The sequence below is a fragment of the Clostridium sp. AM28-20LB genome (assembly GCF_003480665.1).
Taxonomy (GTDB): domain Bacteria; phylum Bacillota; class Clostridia; order Lachnospirales; family Lachnospiraceae; genus Otoolea; species Otoolea fessa.
Window position 1 is genome coordinate 1,029,680 of record NZ_QUJN01000001.1, and the last position, 18,811, is coordinate 1,048,490.

The following is an 18,811-nucleotide window of genomic DNA, read 5'->3' on the forward strand; positions in this document are numbered from 1 at the left end:
CTGTACGCTTCATGTTTCCCAAGGAATCAAAGCAAGCGTCAGCTCCTCCATCCAGGTCCGCAGATTGGGACGCCTGACTGCCAGCGTGTTGACAATCACCGATCGTACACGCACCGGCATCGTTTCTCCTTCTTTTACCAGCCTGCTCACATCGTTTATGACATAAAAATTGCCATTCTCATATCCCAGATACATCATCACATGTCCCGGAAAATATAGAAGTGTGCCCGGTTCTAATACTTTTAAAATCTGCTTTTTTTCTGAGCAGCGCCGCCCCGCCAGCTCTATTTTTCGAACTGGCATCTGCAACTGCCCGGTCGTATTGCGAGGCAGGATCCATCCAAAACAGCGGTACACCTCCCGGATATAGGAAGAACAATCCCGGCTTTCCAGCATTCCGCCCCAGCCGTAGCGGTCTCCCAGACACTTGAACGCCTGTTTAATAATCTCCTCATTTGTCAAGCTCAAATATCCCACCGATACGTCCCGGCTCATCGGAATCAATCCTTTTTGCCGGAAGAAACTGCCATCCGGGGCGCGGCATGGAAGCCAGACGATGTAATTATTCCAAGACAGTCTGTTCTGTACCCTCTGTTCTGCCTGTGCTTCTGTTGTCTCTATTACCGCTCCTGTCCCTTTTTTTCTGTTTGTTTCTATTGTTTCTTTTATCTCTGGGATTCCTTCTTCCACGCACAATTCCAACACCGTCCCCATCCGAAGCCGGTATGCACTGGTTCCCGGATAGACTGCACTTGCTTCCAGCCAGACCATATCCCCTGTCACTACTAACGGATGGATCGGAAATGCCGCCATCAGCCATTCCGCCCGGTTCCGACAGACTGCCACCGACTCTGCCGATATCCAGCCCTCGCTGCATTCATTCCGAACATACAGATAACTCTCCTCCTGCACCGAACCCAAAATCAAAAGCGGTTCCCCGACCATACAGAGACAAAGTGCTGCCTCATCCCACTCCGGATCGGATGGATCCTCCTCATCGGCTAAAAAAGTCTCCATCGGAAACTGTTTGATCAACCCCTGTGAAGTCGCGATTCCATATTTGATATGAACATTTTTATTCACGGAATTTTGAGCATCACGCACAGTCCAATTTATCCCCTGTATCCCAAATGATAAGAAATTTCCACACCATTTATCATAAACAACTCTCTCTTCTTTGGCAAAGGCTTCATTTTTCAAATCATGCATTTCCGTTCCATATGTCCGTAAAATCCGTGCATTCAAATTTTCAATTTCTTCCGGCGTCATTTTTACTGATTCTGACACATTTTCTATATCGATCCAATGCTCTGCCTGGCATTGTTCCTTCGAAACATCTGGTGCGAATGATAAAAAAGACGATCTCATATGAACTGATCCAAAACAGCCTGCTTAATTTTCGTATCTTTTATATGATGCATCTTCCTTTTTTATACACAATAAGGAATCGGCAGCCCCCCAGCTGTCGTCTCGTCGTTTCCGAAAGTGCCCCCAGCTGACTGACCAGCAAATCCATCAGATCCTCGCCGTCCATGGCATATCCACTCTAACTCACATTACTGATACTCAATCACATACCAAATCCAGAACTACCTCTTGCGTCTCACATTCCCACAAAAGGCATCTGCTTCCACGATTGATCCCCAGATTTAGTAATTCTCCGCATGGATCTCGAAATAAGCCTGCGGATGTGCGCATACCGGACAGACTTCCGGTGCTTTCTCGCCTACTACGATATGACCGCAGTTGCGGCATTCCCATACCTTCACTTCGCTCTTCTTAAATACTTCCTGTGCTTCCACATTGTGAAGCAGGGCACGGTAGCGCTCTTCATGGTGCTTTTCAATCTCCGCTACCATACGGAATTTCGCTGCCAGTTCCGGGAACCCTTCTTCCTCAGCAGTCTTGGCAAATCCATCGTACATATCTGTCCACTCATAATTCTCGCCTTCTGCAGCAGATGCCAGATTCTCTGCGGTATTTCCCAGACCCTTTAATTCCTTAAACCACATCTTTGCGTGTTCTTTCTCATTGTCTGCGGTCTTTAAAAAAAGGGCGGAAATCTGCTCAAATCCATCTTTTTTTGCCTTGGATGCAAAATAGGTATATTTATTTCTTGCCTGTGATTCACCGGAAAAAGCCTCCCTCAGGTTCTTTTCCGTCTGGGTTCCTGCATATTTGTTAGCCATTGCATTGTCCTCCTTTTAATTGCATGAAAACAGTTCATCTTTTCTTTCTATTATAGCACGCTTGAATGTTTTTAATATGTTTTTCAAAAGCATTTTTTTCCAACATCCAGACAAAAACAGGGATATCAGACGTTCAAATCTGATATCCCCGTTTCTTTTCTAAATAGGAATCTACTACCTACCGCTTCCCCTACGCCTCATCAATCGCATGCCCGATATCATGGCGCATATATTTGTTAGCGAAATCGATCCACTCGGTCGCCTTGTATGCGTTGGCGCGCGCCTCTTTCAGGTCTTTGCCCTTTGCAGTAACGCCCAGCACTCGACCGCCATTTGTCACGATATCGCCGTCTGCATCGAACTTCGTGCCTGCATGGAATACATAGTAACCGTCCGTGTCTTTGAATTTCTCCAGACCGTGAATCTTGAAGCCCTTTTCATATTTCACCGGATAACCATCCGACGCCAGAACAACACAGACTGCCGCATTGTCCTCAAATTCAAGCTCAATCTGATCCAGAGTTCCGTCGATACATGCCTCAAAGACTTCCACGATATCGTTCTTCATGCGCGGCAGGACAACCTGTGTCTCTGGATCGCCGAAACGCGCATTGTATTCCAGCACCTTCGGACCATCTTCGGTCAGCATCAGACCGAAGAAAATGATGCCCTTGAAGGTACGTCCTTCCTTCTTCATCGCGTCAACCGACGGCTGATAGATGTACTTTTTGCAGAATTCGTCTACTTCTTTTGTGTAGAACGGGCTTGGCGAGAAGGTTCCCATACCGCCTGTATTTAAGCCCTGATCGCCGTCCAGCGCCCGCTTGTGATCCTGGGAGGAGGTCATAATGCGGATCGTATCGCCATCGACGAAGGAAAGGACAGAAACCTCGCGTCCTGTCATAAACTCCTCGATAACCATCTGATTGCCGGCAGAACCAAACTTCTTGTCCTCCATGATCTCCTTGACGCCTGCCTCTGCTTCTTCTAAAGTATTGCAGATCAGAACACCTTTTCCAAGTGCCAGACCATCTGCTTTCAAAACGATCGGCATCTTAGCGGTCTGTAAGTATTCCAGCGCCTTGTGCGGATCGGTAAAAGTCTCATAGGCTGCGGTCGGAATGTTGTATTTCTTCATCAGATCCTTGGAAAATGCCTTCGATCCTTCCAGAATCGCCGCATTTTTTCTCGGTCCAAATACACGCAATCCCTGTGCCTCGAACACATCCACGATACCGCCAACCAGCGGATCGTCCATGCCAATCACGGTCAGATCAACCTCATGCTCTTTCGCAAATGCCGCCAGCTTATCAAATTCCATTGCACTGATCGGCACACACTCTGCATACTCTGCGATTCCCGCATTGCCCGGTGCACAATAAATTTTATCTACCTTCGGACTCTGAGCCACTTTCCATGCGATCGCATGCTCACGTCCGCCGCTGCCAACGATTAAAACTTTCATGTTCTTCTCCTTATATTCTTCCGTTTGCAATCGCATCGATCGCCTGCGGAAGCAGTACCCACTCTGCCTGTTCCATCACGCGCTGCTGCAGCGTCTTCGGCGTATCATCCGGCTGCACCTCTACGGCTTTCTGGAAGAGGATCGGACCGGTATCGGTTCCCTCATCCACATAGTGAACCGTCGCGCCCGTCACCTTGACGCCGCGCGCCAGTGCCGCCTCATGCACCTTCAGTCCATAATAGCCGACGCCACAGAAGGACGGAATCAGGGACGGGTGGATATTGATAATTTTATTTCTGTATGCCTCGATCATCGCCGCCGGAATCTTCACAAGAAATCCAGCCAGAACGATGAGATCCGGCTTACACGCCTTGACGGTCTCTAAAAGCGCCTCATCGAATGCATCTCGCGTCTCATACGCCTTCGGAGTCACAACAAACGCTGGGACACCGTGTTTTTTCGCGCGCTCAATCGCATAAACGCCCTCATTGTTGCTGATAACCGCTACAACCTCTGCGTTCGTGATCTTGCCGTTATCAACCGCATCCAGGATTGCCTGCAGATTTGTACCGCCGCCAGACACCATTACAACGACTCTTAGCATAATGTTACTCCCTTTTCTCCTGCCTCAATAGAACCGATGATGTACGGTGTATCGCCAGCGGACTTCATTGCCTCCATCGCACGCTCTGCATCAGCCGCATCGACTGCTACAACCATGCCGATACCCATATTGTAGGTATTGTACATCATGTGCTCCTCGATATCGCCTTTCTTCGCCAGCATACCGAAGATCGGCGGAATCTGATAGCTGTCTTTCTTGATGACTGCGCGGACGCCGTCTTTCAGCATACGCGGAACATTCTCATAGAAGCCGCCGCCTGTGATATGGCTGCACGCTTTCACAGTCACGCCCGCATTCTTCACTGCTTTCAGCGCCTTTACATAGATACGGGTCGGTGCCAGAAGTGCCTCGCCAAGCGTGGTTCCCAACTCCTCATAGTAGGTCTCCAGTCCCTCTTTGTTGAGTTCCTTCTCAAATACCTTGCGGACCAGGGAGAAACCATTGCTGTGAACGCCGGTGGATGCCATACCGATCAGTACATCACCCGGTTTCAGGTTTTCGCCGGTAATCATGTCTTTTTTATCAACCACGCCGACAGCAAAACCAGCCAGATCATAATCTTCCTCCGGCATCAGTCCCGGATGCTCGGCTGTCTCGCCGCCGATCAGAGCTGCCTCCGACTGTAAGCAGCCTTCTGCAACGCCTTTTACGATATCCGCGATCTTTTCCGGATAGTTCTTGCCGCAGGCAATATAGTCCAGGAAAAACAGCGGCTCGCCACCTGCACATGCAATGTCGTTGACACACATCGCAACCGCGTCGATACCGATCGTGTCATGCTTGTCCATGATGATCGCCAGTTTTACCTTGGTACCACAGCCGTCCGTACCAGATAAGAGAACCGGCTCTTCCATCTCTTTAATCTTTGCCAGGGAGAATGCACCGGCAAAGCCGCCCAGACCTCCCAGCACTTCCTCACGCATCGTTTTCTTTACATGCTCTTTCATCAGTTCTACCGACTTATAACCAGCCTCAATATCTACTCCGGAATTCTTGTAATCCATGGTTTTCCTCCGTATGTCCTTGTTTATATTTTTTGTTTTTATTTCTGTGCCAGATACTCTTTATGTCCCAGCTTCTGTAATTTCTCATCCTTACCGGCTACTTCATTCTTCATCTCCTCGGAGTATGCCTTTAATTTCGCTAACAGCTCCGGATCGGAAGTTGCCAGAATCTTGGCTGCCAGAATACCCGCGTTCTTACCGCCGTTGATCGCTACCGTTGCAACCGGAATACCGGATGGCATCTGTACGATCGAATACAGAGAATCAACTCCGCCTAAATCCGAGGTTTTCATCGGAATACCGATCACCGGCATCGGGAACAGTGCCGCGCACATACCCGGCAGATGTGCTGCCTTGCCAGCACCTGCAATGATAACCTTAAAGCCCTTCTCCTCAGCGGATTTTGCATAGTTAAAAAAGATGTCTGGCTCACGGTGTGCAGAAATGATTGTCATTTCATAATCAATCCCCATCTTGTCCAGAAAATCTGCTGCCTGTGCCATGATCGGCATGTCCGAATCGCTTCCCATTACAATTCCTACTTTTGCCATCGTTCATTCTCCTTTTCTCTGCATTGTATTTATTAGTTCTGCTTATAAGTAATTTGAATAAAAACAGCCTTACTTATTAGTAATGATACTAGGTTTTTCATGGCAAGTCAATAGGGTTTCGAGAATCCTTCAAAATTTCGTCATACCTTCTCATGGGGCGCTTCCTGTTCCAAAATAGCGTAGCCGTAATCAGGAACAAATTTCACTCTGACATTGCAGCCCATCCTGCTTTTATGTTATCCTTATTGGAATGACAACAAATAACCCATTTTCACCCCAAAGAGGTTCCCTAAATGAAACGGACATTATCATACACCATTACAAATAAAAACAAGGCCGACACCATCGGTGCCTTCCTGCGCGATGCCGGATATTCCCGCCGCATCCTCATCGAGCTCAAACAGAACCCTGAGCAGATCTGCCTGAATGGGACTCCATCCTGGCTGAACACACCGCTTCAGATCGGAGACACCCTGACACTCTTTCTCCCGGACGAACCCGTTTCCTCAGATATTCTTCCGGTCAATCTTCCGATCGATATAGTATATGAAGACGAAGATCTCATAATACTCAACAAAGCCGCCGGAATGCCTGTCCACCCGTCCCAGGGACACCATGAAAATACGCTGGCAAACGCCCTCGCGTACCGTTTTGCCTCGCGCGGCGAACATTTCGTATTCCGTGCCGTGAACCGCTTAGACCGAGACACCACCGGTCTTCTGCTGATTGCTAAACATAAAATAAGCGGCGCATTTCTCTCCGCCATGACTGCGAAAAAAGAAATACGCCGCGAATATCTCGCCATTGTCTCCGGGAAACCAGAAGAATCCGGCACTATCGATCTGCCGATCGCCCGAAAAGATGGTTCCACCATCGAACGCTGCATCGATATGGATCATGGGGAACACGCCGTCACCCATTACCGGTGTCTCGATTACCGGGACGATCTCGGCTGCTCCCTCGTCCGGCTTCGCCTGGAAACGGGGCGCACCCACCAGATCCGGGTCCACATGAAAGCCATCGGGCACCCGCTTTTAGGGGATTTTCTATACAACCCGGATTACCGCTTCATCGGACGGCAGGCGCTTCACTCCTATACGGTGGCATTCCGGCATCCGATCACAGGGGAAGCAATGGAGTTTACGGCTCCGATGCCGGAGGATTTTTCCTTCTTCTATTAATACTGCTTCCGCAGTCCCTTCGGATAATGGTTTTTCAGCGTCCCGCCGCTCTTCTTGCCCCATCCGAGCGAATACCCGTCCACACTCACAAGGCACCAGCCTTTTCCGGCGTCTTCCTCAGAAAGCTGGATCGTCTCGCCGCGCAGGTATGCCGCCGTCTCCGGCGCGTCGGCAGACAGGTTCACGTTCTGTTTTACCTCCGATGGATGCAGGGCAAGTGCCAGCGCGTGGGACGGCTCAAAACGATTTTTCTTAAATTCTCCCATCTGAAGCCCCGGGCGAAGCACCCGCAGCCCCTTAAAATCGACCATCTCCTCCGGCGTCCGGTAAAGCTGATCGCCAAACATCGTCATCGTACTGTCCGCTGTCCATTTCTTCGGCTCAATAAATATCTCTTTGCAGAAATCCTCATAGACTGCCAGAAGCTTCTTGTCCTTCATCGAAGCCGGATATTTACGCTTCACGCTCTCCGGCTCGCCCGTTTTTCGAAGAAGTGCCGCATAATGGCCTTCTCCCTCGGTCCGGTGCGGCCAGATACGGACCGTTTTCTCGATTCCATCCGTCACACCCGCCCCCCAGGCTGGAACGCCGTGCGAAAGTCCCGGATAGTCCGGCGTTTCCTCTAGCGTAAACTCAGGATGTGCCTCTAAAAAACGTCCGATTGCCTGCTCGTCCTCCTCCGGTGCAAAAGTACAGGTGGAGTACACCAGACGTCCGCCCGGTTTCAGCATCATCGCCGCATTTTCAAGAATCTCCTGCTGCCGCCCAGCACAGCGACACACATTCTCCGGGCTCCATTCCGTGACCGCCGTCTCATCCTTGCGGAACATTCCCTCGCCGGAACACGGTGCATCCACGATGATCCCATCAAAAAATGCCGGAAAATACTTCGTCAGCCGCCCGGAATCTTCATTTGTCACAACCGCATTCCGGATTCCCATGCGCTCGATATTCTGCGAGAGAATCTTTGCACGCGCCGGATGGATCTCATTGCTCACCAGAAGTCCTTCTCCGCCCAATCTCGCCGCCGCCTGCGTCGATTTTCCGCCCGGTGCCGCACAGAGATCCAGAATCATTTCCCCCGGCTGCGGGTTTAAAAGCGAAGCCGCAATCATCGCGCTCGGCTCCTGAATATAGTAAACGCCCGCATCGTGGTACGGATGACGCCCCGGACGATCCTCCGCCCCATAAGCGAATCCCTCCGCCGCCCACGCAACCGGATTCAGAGAAAATGGAGCCGTCTTAGCAAATTCAGCCAGATCCGCTTTCAGTCCGTTCACGCGCAGTCCCTGTGAGCGCTCCTTATCATAACTGGCGATAAACGCATCGTACTCCCTGCCAAGCATCTGTTTCATTCGTTCAGTAAATGCTGCTGGTAAATTTATCATAGTTTTGTATTATCCTTCTTAATCAAACATATAATTCATCTTTTCTAAATAATAATACTATTACATAAACAGCAATTCCGTCAACTATTTCTGCCTCTTCTTTCCAGTATCTTTTCCGCCCCATTTTCCCACACTATCCTCATGATTCGATGGATATTTACGTTCGTTCTCCTCCCTTTTTTTAGTTTCTCACTCACACGCGGAAGCAATCTGTTTTCTTCCAATTTTTCCAGTATCAGCATCGCACTGCACCGACGCGGCGAATTTTTTCTCTGGTGCCTGCTCTGCGGCGGCTTTTTCTACTCCCAACTCTCCCTGTACCGCCCCCGCCAGGCAAAATGCTGCCTGCTTCTCCTCACTGCCGCTGCCCTGCTGCCCTATACCCCGGAGCACCTCCCAGTCTGTGCTATCCTTCACACGCTTCTGGCGCTGGCGGCTGCGCTGTTATTTCTTTATAATCTGTTTTATTTAAGCTTGCAGCTCTATTTTTCGTCCCCAGCTCCTGTCCATTATTCCCAAAGAACCTCCAATACTGCCTTTTTCAGCAAATTGACTCACTCTCTGGATTCTCCTGCTACCCGTGGGCGTCTCTGCCTTCTGCTCCTCTGGATTTCATCCGTTTTCTGTCTGGACAGCTGGATTTTATCGGGAATCATCAACAGCGCCATGGAGATTTGCCTGACCTTAACCGCTGGAGTACTGTTCTGGCTGTTTTTTCCTTCATTCCGCCCTGCACTGAATCATCCGCATTCCCTTTTATGATTTTAAAACATCCCCATATCAAAATATCCACAGATCAGTGAACCGTCCGTGAGACCTGGCGCGTGATTCTGGTCAGCGAAGCTGACATATTCCATACAGAATCACTGTGCATCCTCGCGGAGCGTATTTTGTTTCATAGGACGTAACTGTTCAGTACCTTCACAGTCACGCGCAAAAATCCATCAAAAATTGCCTACGGCAATGGGATTTTTGCCTGCTGGCCCATGTTTTCGTACGGTCAGCGCAGTAAATGCGCAGACCTACTGAACAGTTACCATAGGACACATTTTTCTATGAAATAAAAAGCCAGTTCTATATCTCTCTTAATACACCAAAGATATAAAAACTGGCTTTTTACCATTCTTAGATTTTTATACCTGCTCCCTCATTTTAAGCAGATATGGTATGTAAACTTCCCGTCATACAGAGCCGGAAACTTCACCGAACGCCCACCTTAGTACACAATCTTGTACTCGCTGGAACCTTCTCCATTTACCACATAGTAAACGGCACGCTCTTCCGGTTTAACATACAGGGTCAGAGTCTCAATCTCGTCCTCTTTATGTCCCAGAGCTGCATATGCTTTCTTTGCTTCTGCCTCCAGCTTCTCGATAGAAATCTCCGCACCTGCGTACTGTACGTATGCAACTGTCTTTACTTCCTTTTTCTCAGCTGTCTTCTTTGCTGCAGTGGTTGTCTTTGTGGTTGTCTTTGTGGTTCTCTTTGCAGTTGTTTTCTTTACGGTCACGTCTGTCTCCTTTTTCTCTGCGGCTGCTGCCATCTCTTTCTTCTCTGCGAGGGCGGTCTCCTTCTTCTGTACCGGCGCTACGGCTGTTTCTTTCTTCTCTACATGTGCCAGTGCAGTTTCCTTTTTCGGAACGGATGCTACTGCCGTCTCTTTTTTCTCCACCGCTGCAACAGCTGTTTCCTTCTTTGCCACTTCCGCTACCGCTGTCTCTTTCTTTGCGACTGCTGCCACTGCCGTTTCTTTCTTCGCCACTTCAGCTACGGCTGTCTCTTTTTTCTCCACAACAGACGGAACCTTTTTCTCTTCCGTTGAAACAGATTTCTTTGCCGCTGTCTTGGCTAATGTTTTCTTTCTCTGAACCATATATCTCATCCTCCTTCTCTGCTTTCTCCGCAACGTCTTCCGGCTTGTGATTCTGTGCTCACTCACACGGCGCAGCTTTTCTGCCTGCGGCAATGCCTCATATCCGATTCATTCCCGACAGTCGAAGTAGGGACACCGCCTAATCACATCCTTGTCATTCTGCGGTATCCCCATAATTTAATTGTCTTATATTCAAGTTTCCCCAAGTTGTCTGTCCATTCAGATTATCACACAAATGGTCTTTTTCCGCCCTTGATCCACCGTCAAGCACATCCTATCCCTATTTCCATGACCTTGTCTGAACTTTAACAAATTATACGGCAATTTCCTGTTTTTGTCAACAAAACCGCTCTTCCTACCGAATCGCCAAGTACAAATTATAAAATCCAGTTACACTGACGATTCCCACCATAATCGGCGTCAGGAATCGGATGCAGAACACCCAGAGTTTTCCCAGACGGAATTTCGTACCGTCCGCCTCGATCTCCGCAAGCAGATACTCCGGTTTCCATTTCCAGCCTACATAGTAGCACATCGTGAGTCCACCGAGCGGCATCAGAATATTATCCGTTACCAGTCCGGCGAAATCAAAGACCGACTGATTCAGGATTGTGACATCACTCAGGACGCCGAAGGACAGCGCACTCGGAATGCCAAGCAGCGTGATCGCCGTACCAATCACAAGCGCCGCATGCTTGCGTTCCCAGCCCAGCGAATCAATCGCAAAAGAGGCACAGACTTCCAGAAGTGCGATCGCACTCGTAACGGCTGCGAAAAAAACCAGCGCAAAAAACAGGATTGCAAAGAAAGTTCCCCCCGCAATATTCGCAAATACCATCGGCAGTGTGCCGAAAATCAGTCCCGGTCCCTGTCCCGGCTCCAGACCGAAGGCAAATACTGCCGGAAAGATCGCGATACCCGCGAGAACCGCAATCACGGTGTCCAGACCACCGACGATCATACAGCTTTTTGGAATATTTTCCTTTCCACTCAGATAGCTTCCGTAGGTGATCGTGATACCCATACAGAGACTCAGGGAATAAAACACCTGTCCCAGTGCCGCGCTGACAGAAGAAAGCGTGAACGCCGAAAAATCCGGCTGGAAGATAAATAACAGTCCTTTCGAAGCTCCCGGAAGCGTCACGCTTCTGAAAATGATGACAAATAACAGAACCAGAAGCATCGGCATCATCAATTTGCTCGCTTTCTCAATGCCATTGATGCCAAAATAGCAGACAGCTATAGTCGCTGCCATAAATACAATATGCCAGATCACCGGCTCGCTGCTGCCGATAAAGGCGTTAAAATCCGGCGCTGCCGCCGTCGTCACATAGCTGGCAATATACTTTAAAATCCAGCCGCCGATGACGCTGTAATAACTCAAAATAATAAACGCCGCCAGTACGCCGAATATACCGACAATCCGTGCGTGCGGATGAATGTCCGCATATGCCTGCACCGGATCATGCCGCGTCTTCCGTCCCAGGGACATTTCCGTGATCATAACCGGCAGTCCGAGAACGACGATAAAAAACAGATACGCAACCAGAAATGGAAATCCACCGTTCTTTCCCATCAGATATGGAAATTTCCACAGATTTCCCAATCCAATCGCCGCCCCAGCCGTCGCCATAATAAAGCCCAGCTTACTCGCCCATTGTTTGTTTTTACTCATGTGTAGCCCTCTTAGTATTCTTTCATTTCATATTTGATATAGCCTTGCGTTATAACGCAATATGGACTATTATATCGAATTTTAGGGACTATGTAAACCGTTTTTAAGTGGGAATCACGCAAAAAAGCCTGTCCCCCGACACCTTTCCCATGCCAAAAGACAGACTTTTCTCTATTTCTTAATTCAATTTATTTCCGGCAGCACACTCCCGGCATTCCAGAAAGCCACGCCGAATTTCCACTTTTTATCTTAGTCCTCGATCGTATCAATCAGGCTGTCATCATCAAAGTAATTGATCCGCATCGAAGCCTTCACATCGCGAAGTGTCTCAGCAGCCTTCGCCTCTGCTGCCTTGCTTCCCTCTTTCAAGATGTCAAATACATCCGGGATTCTCTTCTCCCATTCCTGGCGTCTCGCGCGAATCGGAGCCAGTTCAGCCTGCATGACGTTGTTTAAGAATTTCTTCACCTTCACATCGCCCAGACCACCTCTCTGGTAATGCGCTTTCAGCTCGTCCAGGTTCTGGTAATCCGGAAGGAACTCTGCAAAATACTCCGGACGGCAGAATGCATCCAGATAGATGAAGACCGGATTGCCCTCGACTTTACCCGGATCCTCGACACGCAGGTGATTTGGATCTGTAAACATGGACATAATCTTCTTCTTCACATCTGCTTCCGAATCAGAAAGGTAGATGCAGTTTCCAAGCGATTTGCTCATCTTTGCCTTTCCATCGATACCCGGCAGACGCAGACATGCCTTGTTGGACGGAAGCAGGATCTCCGGTTCCGTCAGAGTCTCGCCGTACACGCTGTTGAATTTGTGGACGATCTCCTTGCACTGCTCTAACATCGGCATCTGATCCTCTCCAACCGGAACGGTCGTCGCGCGGAATGCAGTGATATCCGCCGCCTGGCTAATCGGATAAGTAAAGAATCCAACCGGAATGCTTGCCTCAAAATTACGCATCTGAATCTCTGCTTTTACGGTAGGATTTCGCTGTACACGGGATACCGTAACCAGGTTCATATAGTAGAAAGTAAGCTCTGTCAGCTCCGGCACCATCGACTGAATAAAGATGGTGGATTTCTCCGGGTCAATTCCACAAGCCAGATAGTCCAGGGCAACCTGCAGAATATTTTTACGCACCTTTTCTGGGTGATCGGCATTGTCCGTCAGTGCCTGCGCATCGGCAATCATAATATAGATCTCGTCGAATTTGCCGGAATTCTGAAGTCTCACTCTCTCGCTCAGAGAGCCAACATAATGTCCGACATGTAAGCGCCCGGTAGGACGATCGCCGGTTAAAATAATTTTCTTCATCTATTTGTTTCCCCTTCCATTCTGGTGTTTTTTCTTTAATGGATTTTTGCGCGTGACTGTTAAGGTACTGAACAGTTACGAAAATATTATATATCCTGGCTGGCAGACTGTCAACATTCTGAGACTCCATCTTCCCCAGTAACGCCCTGTTGTTTACTGTACACGCATACGTGCCCAGTAACGGAATTTGCCGTGGCTTCGCATTTAAATACGGCAAATTCCTGCTGCCACCACGTTTTCTCACGGCACTTTCGGTTCCAAAAGTGCCTACCCGTGAACAGTAACTCTGTTACCATTCTTGTCTTGCATATATATGTTAAACACCAGAATTTCCAGTTCCGGAAATTTACTTGCTCTGCGCAAACAGCCAGTCTCTGACTACTTCTGGCTCTTACTCCTGCAGGTTTACCATCACATCCGAAACATCCACTTTCTTATCGATCAGCCCGCTCTCGCTCATCCAGTCGATGTTTTCCTGCCAGCACTCTTCGGTCTGGGTCAAAAACGGAACCTCATCGCTCTCCATGAGCGGCAGAAGTGTCTCACAGGACTTCTCCTCCACGCTCTGGGTCAGAGGGAAGTTTTCCTCATTCTGATTATTCATCAGGATTGCCAGGCAGCCATTCGGATCGTTCTTAAAGTCTTCAAAGCCCTTCTTCGATGCGCGTAAGAATCCTTCCAGAACTTCCGGCTCCTGCTGGATCATTTCGTTGTTGGCAAGGAATACTTCCTCATAATAATTCGGGATTCCATATCCAGCTGCCATGAAGTAGTTGACATCAAAGCCCTCTTCCTCCATCTGCGGAACCTCATGGTTAACAAGGCATCCGATCGTCGCATCCACATTGCCGGTCGTCATAGAACTCATCAGTTCAAATCCGACATCGATCAGGTTTACATCCGATGCATCCGCTCCCACATATTCCATCATGCTCTTGACAACCGCCTCGCTGAGTGCTGTTCCGCCGTAACCAACGGTTTTTCCAACCAGATTTTCCGGTCCTGTGATATTCTTATCCTTTAAAGAAAGAACGACACTTAACGGGGACTGCACGATCGCACCGATGGATTTGATCTTCGTTCCCTGATTGGCAACCGCCTGGATCACATCCTGCTGATAGTACATGCCGATCTCCGCCTTTCCAGCCGCTACCAGTGATAACGCATCGTTCGCATTGGCCGGAAAACGCACTTTCACATCCAGTCCTTCTTCCGCATAATAACCGCGCTCGATCGCCGTATAAATAAAGGTATGGATCGCATTCGGATACCAGTCAAGAACCACATTGATCTCCTTAAGATCCTGACTTTTTCCATCTTCCGAGGTCTGTTTCGCATCCGTGCCCTCTGCCTGAGCAGCTGTCTCACTCTTTTCGCTGGCCGTTCCACATCCGCCAAGTGTCATCATTCCCATCACTGCTGCCATCACTGCGGCAGCCATTTTCATTCGTTTTTTCATCTCATATCCTTTCATTTTTACAAATTTCCGTTTATATTTCCCTATCACTTACCTGTTTTCCAGTTCTTTTGGCATATGACTTGCTGGATTCACATACCAATCTCAAAGATCTGCACTTCTTCACGAGTAGCTTTTTTGTGAATACACTTTTTTCGGTCCGCAGCACACATTTCAAAAATACAGACTTTTCAATATCCGCACACATACTTCAAAATTTCATCCTATATCACAATTTCCTACTCATTCCTCCAGAAAATCATCCGCTTTTCAAGCAGCGAGACAATCCACGTTGCCGCCATCGCCACTTCCGATAGGAGCAGAATCGGTGCAAATACACCGGCTCCATCTAACTGGGTCATCATTCTCCGGCTGAAATATCCGAGTCCGCTCTGAGCGCCCAGCCATTCTCCAATCGCCGCTCCGATGATCGACAGCGGTACCGCCATCTTGATCGCTGAAAAAAAGTACGGAAGCGTCGCCGGAATCTTTAATTTCAAAAAGATCTGACGCTTATCCGCGCCAAATGTAAACAAAAGTTCTTCCATTTCCGTCTTCACCGACCGGAACCCGTCAAATACCGTGATCGTGATCGGGAAAAACGTAATCAGCACCGTTACCAGCACCTTGCTCCAGATCGTGTAGCCAAACCAGAGGACAAACAGCGGTGCCAGCGCCGTCGTCGGGATCGTCTGCGAGGCGATGATCAGCGGATACAGCGCCTTTCTTGCCGTCTCACTGGCATCCATCAGCACAGCCAGTCCCACGCCCAGCACGATCGAGATCAAAAGTCCAATCGCAACTACCGACATCGTCGCCGGCAGATGTGCCGTAAATAATGGACCCCGAAGTTCCCACAGCCGTACAACCACCTGAACCGGAGACGGGAGAATATAGGCTGCATCAATCCCCATAGCCGCTGCCTGCCATGTAAACAGAAGCACCGCCACCAGAATCAGGGCTGGAAGATTCGCATTCATCCGGCTTCCCATTTTATTTGTTTTTTTCTGTTCCATCACGCCTTCTCCTTCTTAAGCATTCCGATCAGTTCTTCCTTTAAGGACAGAATCTCCGGTCTGCGAAGCTCTTCCCGGGATCGCGGATATCCCGCCGGGACCTCGATGGAGCGCAGATGTGTGATCGGTGACTGTTCCACCACGAGAATCCGGCTGGACAGAAACACCGCTTCTTCCACATCATGCGTGATGAAAACAACCGTCTTTTTCTCCTTCTCCCACTGTTCCAGAAGCCACTCCCGCATAGACAGTCTTGTCAGATAATCCAGGGCTGAAAACGGCTCATCCAAAAGCAGAAGGTCTGAACCCGTCAGAACCGTTCTCGCAAAGGCGGCTCTCTGGCGCATACCGCCGGAAAGCTCTTTCGGCGTCTTATCTCCCCAGTCTGCAAGTCCAACCGATCGAAGCGCATCATCCGCTTTTTTCTGCATCTGTTCCTTCGAATATCCGCCCTGAATCTCCATCGGAAGCATCAGATTCTCCCGCACGGTGCGCCATGGAAACAGCAGATCCTGCTGCGGCATATATCCGCAGTAATTTTTCTTCGTTTCGATCGATTCCCCATCCACCCGGATCACACCGGAAGCCGGAGTAAGAAGCTTATTTACCAGCCGGAAGATCGTACTTTTTCCACAGCCGGAAGCGCCGATGATGGACACAAACTCCCCATTCTGGACTTCAAACGACAGATGGTCAATGATCGAAAAATCCTCTACCGCATATTGGAAACGCACGTTGTCAAATGTAAGCATATTTACCGCCTCATTTCCCACGCCATATCCCAGAATGCCGCTTCATAGCGGGAGCAGGCCACAAAAATATCCACCAGATGTTTCTTTTGTTTCTCAGACAGATCCTCTGCCAGACGGTTCATCCACTCTACAAGGACTTCATTTTCCTTGTGGTAAGACTCGGAAGCGTATCCCCGGATCCACTCTCCATAAAATGGATGTTTGTCGGCATCCGGTCTGTCTGCTGCGATTTTCTTCGCAATCCATTCATAGCTGAGGGCGCAGGACAATATCGCTGCTGCCGCCTCCGGCGTGCCCCCCTCATAAGCGATGCGAAGCATATACGAAGTATAAGAAAGGTTATCCAGAGCGACCGGCGTCTGTTCCGCCTCTTCTCTGGTTATCCCCAAACGTTCCATGTAAGCACGGTGAATATCCATCTCCCCATCCAGAATCGAGTGGGTATATCCGGCAAACAGGCGCATAAATGCGAGATCCGTTGATTTTGCCGCCCCGATGGAAAACACCTTTGTGTAATCAATCAGATACAGATAATCCTGTATCATATAATATTTGAATTTATCATGATCCAGACTGCCGTCCGCAATGCCTTTTACGAACGGTTTTTCATTGTAACCAGCCCAGATCTCCTTTGTGGCTTCCAAAAGCCTCTCTGTCATTGTCATACGCGTTCCTCCGCAAATCCTTTTCCCCGGAAATCAAATCCATGATCCATCGGACCGGATCCTTTGCCGAGATCCAGCATCGCTCCCAGTGCGCCGGAAATATATGCCTTGGCACGTTCCACCGCGGTGTCGAGATCATAGCCCTTCGCCAGATTGGATGCAATCGCGCTGGACAGGGTACAGCCCGTCCCATGGGTGTTGGAATTGTGGATGCGTTTTCCGTTAAACCAACGGTATCCGCCGTCCCGGTATAAAAGATCGTTGGCATCATTTAACTGATGTCCGCCCTTGCAGAGAACCGCACAATGGTACGTTTCACTGATCCATTTTGCTGCCGTAATCATATCGTCGGCAGACTTAATTTCCATTCCTGATAAGACCTCCGCCTCCGGAATGTTCGGTGTCAGAACCGCCGCTAATGGAAAAAGCGATTCTTTCAAGGTGTCGATGGCGTCGTCGCTGATTAACTTTGCTCCGCTCGTCGCCACCATAACCGGGTCCACAACAATGTTTTCTGCCTGGTACTCACAAAGCTTCTTCGCAATCGACTTGATCAGTCCGGTTGAAGAAACCATACCGATCTTTACCGCATCCGGACGAATATCCGTAAATACGCTGTCAATCTGCTGTTCCAGAAATTCCGGGGTTACCTCAAAAATCCCCTGGACGCCGGTTGTGTTCTGGGCCGTCAGCGCCGTGATCGCACTCATTCCATATACTCCATTGGCGATCATCGTCTTTAAATCGGCCTGGATACCGGCGCCTCCGCTGCAATCACTTCCAGCGATTGTTAATGCTGTCTTCATAATTAACTCCTTTCAGGCATCAATAACTTTTATAAGGCGACACAAGGTGGTGCCCCCAATGTGCCGCCATAAAAAACTTTTTGCAAAGTTTCTTACCATTTTTTTATGAAGCTTTTTTCACAAGCTTTTTCTTATAAACTTTTTCATGCCATTTTTTTGACAAAATGACAACGTTTTCATCTTTACAGAACCTTTTTTACAGCTTCCTTCAGTTCCTCTGCTGCCTTTTCAATATCATCGGCCGCAAACAAGGCGCTGACCACTGCAATGCCGTCCACACCTGTTCCTTTTAACAGTTCCAGATGTTCTTTATTCAGTCCGCCGATCGCAACAACCGGAATATCGACTGCCTGACAGATCTTGGCAAGCATCCCCGGCGTCACGGCATCGGCGTCCTTTTTGGTTCCCGTCGGATAGATGGCTCCGACTCCCAAATAATTCGCCCCATGCTTTTTCGCAAGAAGCGCCTGTTCTACATTTTTGCAGGAAACGCCGATGATCTTATCTGGTCCCAGCTTTTCCCGGACCTTTCCCGCTTCCATATCGCTCTGTCCCACATGGACGCCGTCCGCATCCACTGCCAGGGCAATCTCCACGTTGTCATTGATCACAAACGGAACCTGATACTTTCTGCAAAGCATTTTAAGCTTCTTTGCCTCCTCCAGAAACTCCGCCTCGTCAAGCTCCTTTTCTCTCAGCTGGACAAACGTCGCCCCGCCCTTCAAAGCTTTCTCAACCTGACTCTCCAGAGTTTCCCCCTTCAGCCATGCGCGGTCTGTCACCGCGTAAAGCAGCATATCTTCCGGTCTGCAGTTCATCTGCATTTCCTCCTTTTCTCAGCT

At 49.1% G+C, this 18,811-nt stretch carries 18 protein-coding genes; 1 reads left to right on the forward strand and 17 read right to left on the reverse strand.

What is annotated here, in order from left to right; translation table 11 throughout:
* Window positions 1-9: 9 nt before the first annotated feature.
* The 6 genes from DW739_RS04530 to purE form a co-directional block, all read right to left on the reverse strand.
* Window positions 10-1,104 (reverse strand): NlpC/P60 family protein, encoded by a 1,095-nt coding sequence (locus DW739_RS04530; RefSeq protein ID WP_182427931.1) that lies wholly within the window; start codon window positions 1,102-1,104, stop codon window positions 10-12.
* A 545-nt stretch (window positions 1,105-1,649) separates the two neighbouring features.
* On the reverse strand, window positions 1,650-2,189 hold the full coding sequence (rbr, locus tag DW739_RS04535) for a rubrerythrin (RefSeq protein ID WP_118742685.1): 540 nt from the start codon (window positions 2,187-2,189) through the stop codon (window positions 1,650-1,652).
* A 190-nt stretch (window positions 2,190-2,379) separates the two neighbouring features.
* Window positions 2,380-3,654: a phosphoribosylamine--glycine ligase gene (purD, locus tag DW739_RS04540; RefSeq protein ID WP_118742686.1), complete on the reverse strand. Its 1,275-nt coding sequence runs from the start codon at window positions 3,652-3,654 to the stop codon at window positions 2,380-2,382.
* 10 nt (window positions 3,655-3,664) lie between these two features.
* The gene (gene purN / locus DW739_RS04545; protein WP_118467813.1) at window positions 3,665-4,258 is read right to left on the reverse strand and encodes a phosphoribosylglycinamide formyltransferase; all 594 of its coding nucleotides are present in this window, start codon (window positions 4,256-4,258) and stop codon (window positions 3,665-3,667) included.
* Complete coding sequence (gene purM, locus DW739_RS04550) at window positions 4,252-5,283, reverse strand: phosphoribosylformylglycinamidine cyclo-ligase (protein ID WP_118570052.1); 1,032 nt, start codon at window positions 5,281-5,283, stop codon at window positions 4,252-4,254. Before purM ends, purN begins: the two co-directional genes overlap by 7 nt.
* 38 nt (window positions 5,284-5,321) lie before the next feature.
* Complete coding sequence (gene purE, locus DW739_RS04555) at window positions 5,322-5,834, reverse strand: 5-(carboxyamino)imidazole ribonucleotide mutase (RefSeq protein ID WP_107000367.1); 513 nt, start codon at window positions 5,832-5,834, stop codon at window positions 5,322-5,324.
* A gap of 293 nt (window positions 5,835-6,127) precedes the next feature.
* Between purE and DW739_RS04560 the strand changes: the two genes are divergently transcribed.
* On the forward strand, window positions 6,128-7,015 hold the full coding sequence (locus DW739_RS04560) for an RluA family pseudouridine synthase (protein WP_118742687.1): 888 nt from the start codon (window positions 6,128-6,130) through the stop codon (window positions 7,013-7,015).
* Here the strand turns inward: DW739_RS04560 and DW739_RS04565 are convergent.
* From DW739_RS04565 to thiE, 11 genes are all read right to left on the reverse strand, one after another.
* Window positions 7,012-8,403, reverse strand: coding sequence for an RsmF rRNA methyltransferase first C-terminal domain-containing protein (locus tag DW739_RS04565; protein WP_182427932.1), 1,392 nt, complete (start codon window positions 8,401-8,403; stop codon window positions 7,012-7,014). The two genes, DW739_RS04560 and DW739_RS04565, sit on opposite strands and share 4 nt — an antisense overlap.
* Window positions 8,404-8,592: 189 nt before the next feature.
* Window positions 8,593-8,820: a hypothetical protein gene (locus DW739_RS04570; protein ID WP_117796332.1), complete on the reverse strand. Its 228-nt coding sequence runs from the start codon at window positions 8,818-8,820 to the stop codon at window positions 8,593-8,595.
* Window positions 8,821-9,619: 799 nt separating this feature from the next.
* Entirely contained in the window at window positions 9,620-10,276 is a 657-nt protein-coding gene (locus DW739_RS04575) for a DUF6465 family protein (protein WP_117796331.1), read from the reverse strand.
* A 355-nt stretch (window positions 10,277-10,631) separates the two neighbouring features.
* Window positions 10,632-11,951 carry a sodium-dependent transporter gene (locus DW739_RS04580; protein ID WP_117796330.1) on the reverse strand — a complete coding sequence of 440 codons (1,320 nt, stop codon included), beginning with the start codon at window positions 11,949-11,951 and terminating at the stop codon, window positions 10,632-10,634.
* Between the two features lie 249 nt (window positions 11,952-12,200).
* The gene (trpS, locus tag DW739_RS04585; RefSeq protein WP_117796329.1) at window positions 12,201-13,274 is read right to left on the reverse strand and encodes a tryptophan--tRNA ligase; all 1,074 of its coding nucleotides are present in this window, start codon (window positions 13,272-13,274) and stop codon (window positions 12,201-12,203) included.
* A gap of 391 nt (window positions 13,275-13,665) precedes the next feature.
* On the reverse strand, window positions 13,666-14,733 hold the full coding sequence (locus tag DW739_RS04590; RefSeq protein ID WP_233430188.1) for an ABC transporter substrate-binding protein: 1,068 nt from the start codon (window positions 14,731-14,733) through the stop codon (window positions 13,666-13,668).
* A gap of 236 nt (window positions 14,734-14,969) precedes the next feature.
* Window positions 14,970-15,710 (reverse strand): ABC transporter permease, encoded by a 741-nt coding sequence (locus DW739_RS04595; protein ID WP_118742722.1) that lies wholly within the window; start codon window positions 15,708-15,710, stop codon window positions 14,970-14,972.
* Window positions 15,711-15,745: 35 nt separating this feature from the next.
* Window positions 15,746-16,498, reverse strand: coding sequence for an ABC transporter ATP-binding protein (locus DW739_RS04600; RefSeq protein ID WP_118742688.1), 753 nt, complete (start codon window positions 16,496-16,498; stop codon window positions 15,746-15,748).
* Between the two features lie 2 nt (window positions 16,499-16,500).
* A complete protein-coding gene (gene tenA / locus DW739_RS04605) occupies window positions 16,501-17,163 on the reverse strand; it encodes a thiaminase II (protein WP_118467803.1) in 663 nt (220 codons plus the stop codon).
* Entirely contained in the window at window positions 17,160-17,969 is an 810-nt protein-coding gene (gene thiD, locus DW739_RS04610) for a bifunctional hydroxymethylpyrimidine kinase/phosphomethylpyrimidine kinase (RefSeq protein WP_117796327.1), read from the reverse strand. Before thiD ends, tenA begins: the two co-directional genes overlap by 4 nt.
* 182 nt (window positions 17,970-18,151) lie before the next feature.
* Complete coding sequence (gene thiE, locus DW739_RS04615) at window positions 18,152-18,787, reverse strand: thiamine phosphate synthase (protein WP_118467799.1); 636 nt, start codon at window positions 18,785-18,787, stop codon at window positions 18,152-18,154.
* Window positions 18,788-18,811: the final 24 nt, after the last annotated feature.